The following is a 4,204-nucleotide window of genomic DNA, read 5'->3' as shown; positions in this document are numbered from 1 at the left end:
TGAAAAATTATCTATAAATTATATTCCAGATGACCTTCTCAATCTAATTGGGCTTTCTAAATCAAATAATTTACGAAAACCGAAAAAATGAATCATAATTAAAACCGTACTATCTGATAAAGGGGTGAGAACATGAATTGGGAACCTTGGACAGGATGTTATCAAATGAGTGATGGATGTACAAATTGCTATTTCTATGGACCACATGGGAAGCGTTACGGCCAAAACCTCATTCAGAAAACAGATAAATTCGATTGGCCTATTCGGATGAATACAAAGGGTGAATACAATATTAAAGGAAATAAGGTACTTGCTACCTGTTTTGCCACTGATTTTTTTCTGCCCGAAGCTGATGAGTGGCGCAAGGACGCTTGGAGCATAATTAAGCAAAGGGTTGATATTGATTTTTTGATTTTGACCAAACGAATCGACCGATTTAACGTTTCATTGCCCTCCGATTGGGGAGAGGGTTATGACAATGTAAATATTGGTTGCACAGTGGAGAATCAAGCTTTGGCAGATTATCGTCTCCCTTTGTTTTTGTCTTATCCAATCAAACGTCGTTTTATTGCTTGTTCTCCTCTTTTGGAAGCAATTGACTTATCAAACTATCTTCAAGGGATTGAACATGTTACAGTCTGCGGCGAAAGCGGGCGTGATGCTCGTGAATGTGATTATGAATGGGTACTAAATATACGTGAGCAATGTGTAAAAGCAAATGTTACTTTTTGGTTCAAAGGAACAGGATCGTTTTTTAAACATAATGGTACAGTGAAAAAAATTAATCCGTTTAAGCAAGGTAGCATTGCAAATGAATTTGGAATAAATATTTTAGACGGAAAGAAATTGTTTTAATTAGCAAGTTGTGCCCCCATTAAAATATATTCCATAGCAACAGCAGATACCCTACCACCGTAAGTGTAAAAGGAGGTACATGAGATGGCAAGCATAGAGAATAGTGTAACACCGTGGCCAGAAGAAACAATGAAAAAATATGGCTGGTTGGATGAATTATTACAAATTCAAACAGCAACAGTAAAAGAATTTCAACCCGCGTGGCAAGCATATAAATATCTTCTTGGAGGTAAAATGTACGCCTTTATCGGTATAAACGACCAAAATGGGCGCCCCTTTATAACTATGAAACTAGAACCCATGTATAGTGACATGCTACGCAACCAATACGTTAACATTGTACCGGGTTACTACATGAACAAGGTACACTGGAGTACCGTGTATCTGGACTGTGATATTCCCCTCGAGGTGCTTGCTGATATGGTACGTGCCTCTCATAAATTAGTGCTTTCGACGTTAAGCAAGAAAGCGCAACGGAATTTATTAGGAGAATAGATATATTAACTGGCTATTTCCACGCTATTGCTTACCAAAACAGAACAGAGAATCATTGAAGGACACCAGTTTTCCATATTGATGTTCTCTTTATAGCTGGCGTTCCAATATCTTCTGCCCTGTTTTTCAATGATTTTACCATTACTCATAGTGGCTGGATTGAATATCCAAAGTAATGGCTCTTCCTTTTGACTACGTGCCCAATATAATCCACTCCATACTAATGTAGAATAGAAGTCGCCGAAATACTCATTTTGTAAATTGAGAAAATTTGAAAGAAGATGATATCCTGAACGGATTTATATTGTTAGTTCCATTTATACTGATAAGATTTGGACTCTTAATTATATTGAATAAAGAAGCTCTTAAACAGGCAGCTTTTTTTGCGCCGTTGGCGCTAGCTTTTATTTATTCCACACACTTTTGGGTCAGGTCCTATGACTTAAATACAATACCGCCGTGGGTACAACAAACAGTTCTGAAAAACGGAGAACCCGTAATTTGCTTTGTCAAACCCACATAGAGATCAGAGAATTTCAGTTTGGGTAAAATCTCAGAAAAGTCATTTAACTTGACATACTGTTGTCAGATTATGTGTGATAAGATTATGTTCTAAATAAACTATGAAACGGGGAGATTTAAGCTATGAAAAACTATGATAATTTTTTTCTACCAGTAGATAACATGGAAAACGCCATTCAGTATTACTCTGAAACCCTTGGATTGAAGGTAAAATTTAATTTTTCCGATAAAGGCATGGTTGCCTTCCATGTTGGAGACGAAGAGCCCGCTATTATTTTAAAAGATATAAATAAATTCCCCGACGTGAAACCAACAATATGGTTTGTTGTGGACAATGTGGCGACAGAATATGAAAAATTGAAATCCAAAGGTGTGCAATTCTTAACTGAACCCTTTTCAATTGGTACTGGTACAGCGGTAGAGTTTGAGGATGCGTTTGGAAATCGCTTAGGTATTACAGATTACAGAAAATGAGTGCCCTGTGGGTCTGTCAAAACCTAACTTCTTGATAGGATTATGGGTATATCCTTTCGTACTTCTAATCACCGAAAAATAAACTTTATTACTACGGAGGTGTGGGCAATCTGTCCATATTACGACTTATTGCCCTCTTTTAATTCTATGGTAAAATCCGTCCGTTGGCGTTCTGTTAAAATAATATTCTTAGTGAAAAGATACAACAATACATGAATAAGAACAAATACAGGAAACCATAGAATTTTTTGAGTACCACTTGGATGAAAAATCCACATAGAACCTATGAAGACGGCTTCATTTACACCTCCTTTTCACTATAACTTTGGTTAACCACAGGTCATTATTGATAATAAGATGCTTGTATCAGTTTCACCGCTATGGTAAATTTTTATTAGATTTTCTATTCAATAAAAAGTTCTGGTAAAGTAATCGAAGTATACGTATAGAAAGTGAATTTATATAATAAGAAGGTGGCAAAGATAAAGAAGTCAACTATTATGGCAAATTTTTATAGTCCAATCGAAACCGTTTGGAACATTGTTACTGACAATACAGCTTATGCTTGGCGTAGTAATGTAGTAAGAATAGAAGTTTCTGATGATGAAAATAGCTTTACTGAATTTGCAAAAGATTGTTTTGAAACTCAGTTTACAATCACCATGAAAAATTCATATGAACGCTATGAATTTGATATGAAAAACAAAAATATGAATGGGCATTGGATAGGACTTTTTTCAAGAAATGGATCCGGTACGAAAATTGAATTCACAGAAGAAGTTGAGATCTCAAATCCTATTATGAATTTATTTTTAAAGTCATATCTTAAAAAACAACAAGAGACCTATGTTATAGATTTGAGAAAAGCATTGGGGGAATAATACCATCATTCTATGAATTTTTGAAAAATAGTTCCACTAAACAAAATCTTACTAGTAAGGAAATTGAGCCGTTGCATCATGCAAGGGCTCATGCTTATTCAATTATATTATTGTCCAAGGTATTTACTGCACTAGCCCAAGCGCTAAAGCCAACTCTGAAGGAAGTGTTCTCTTTCGGTAAAGGAATTAGATTTTATCCATCTGAAGCCTACCACAATTTCATTGGTAATTATACAATAATGAATAAAAAGGAGCTTTTGCCCATTGTATCTAAATGGTGAGCGATAGTGAAAACTAAATTACAAGCTACAGCAAAAAACCATGCAAGTAAGCGCCTTTTGTGCTCCGATTTTATCTGAAATAATTCCTCGAACTGGGCCACCAACAATACTAAATACTCCTGCTATCGCATAAACAAATCCTGCCACCTCGTTAGAAAAACCTTTGCACAGTATAAAACTTGTTTGATTTAGGTTGGTATCAATTAAGCCAAACTGAGAAAAAAGTATAGAATAGCTTTTTTTAGTTTTTTATCTACTGAGATTTTTCTTCAATCTATGATTTCTTTATATCATCCGGATTATTCAAAACGACTGATGCAATAATTTATACAACTAAGGATGCACCTGAAAAAACACCCAGAAAGCTTCATCCCAAAGCAGGAAAGAGTTTCATCAACAAAAAAACCGTAAATCCACTTAAAAGCATGCCAATGCCTGCGCCACCTAGCAGAATCCCTAGTGCCATACCTCTTTTTAATTATGCACCTTTACAGACTTTAGTATCTTTTAGGTTGCTTAATTAATATTTTAGTTTATTTAACTTTACGAGGACACTTCAGTTTTTCATTAGTGCGATATTTATAAATTAAGTGTATTTTTCTTCTGGCAGTCATCATACTATAGTGCATTTTCAATGTAGATGATACTTTATCTTCCCATCTTTATAGCTTATCTTCCCATAAGTTTTGAATACAA

Annotated in this window: 4 protein-coding genes; all 4 read left to right on the top strand. The window is 35.1% G+C overall.

What is annotated here, in order from left to right; genetic code table 11:
• Positions 1-132 precede the first annotated feature (132 nt).
• Positions 133-855, top strand: coding sequence for a DUF5131 family protein (locus tag RTK36_RS15790; RefSeq protein ID WP_312048184.1), 723 nt, complete (start codon positions 133-135; stop codon positions 853-855).
• Positions 856-939: 84 nt separating this feature from the next.
• A complete protein-coding gene (locus tag RTK36_RS15785; RefSeq protein WP_312048183.1) occupies positions 940-1,350 on the top strand; it encodes an MmcQ/YjbR family DNA-binding protein in 411 nt (136 codons plus the stop codon).
• Positions 1,351-1,995: 645 nt separating this feature from the next.
• Positions 1,996-2,346 carry a VOC family protein gene (locus RTK36_RS15780; RefSeq protein ID WP_312048182.1) on the top strand — a complete coding sequence of 117 codons (351 nt, stop codon included), beginning with the start codon at positions 1,996-1,998 and terminating at the stop codon, positions 2,344-2,346.
• Positions 2,347-2,846: 500 nt separating this feature from the next.
• Positions 2,847-3,227, top strand: a complete 381-nt coding sequence (locus RTK36_RS15775) for an SRPBCC family protein (RefSeq protein ID WP_312048181.1) — start codon at positions 2,847-2,849, stop codon at positions 3,225-3,227.
• Positions 3,228-4,204: the final 977 nt, after the last annotated feature.

The sequence above is a fragment of the Anaerotignum sp. genome (assembly GCF_031981185.1).
GTDB lineage: Bacteria > Bacillota > Clostridia > Lachnospirales > Anaerotignaceae > Chakrabartyella.
This window is presented reverse-complemented; position numbering and strand designations above follow the sequence as displayed.

What these genes read in the sequence shown, in the direction of transcription:
- RTK36_RS15790 (WP_312048184.1), top strand. Translation starts at nt 133, where the DNA reads ATGAATTGGGAACCTTGGACAGGATGTTATCAAATGAGTGATGGATGT.
- RTK36_RS15785 (WP_312048183.1), top strand. Translation starts at nt 940, where the DNA reads ATGGCAAGCATAGAGAATAGTGTAACACCGTGGCCAGAAGAAACAATG.
- RTK36_RS15780 (WP_312048182.1), top strand. Translation starts at nt 1,996, where the DNA reads ATGAAAAACTATGATAATTTTTTTCTACCAGTAGATAACATGGAAAAC.
- RTK36_RS15775 (WP_312048181.1), top strand. Translation starts at nt 2,847, where the DNA reads ATGGCAAATTTTTATAGTCCAATCGAAACCGTTTGGAACATTGTTACT.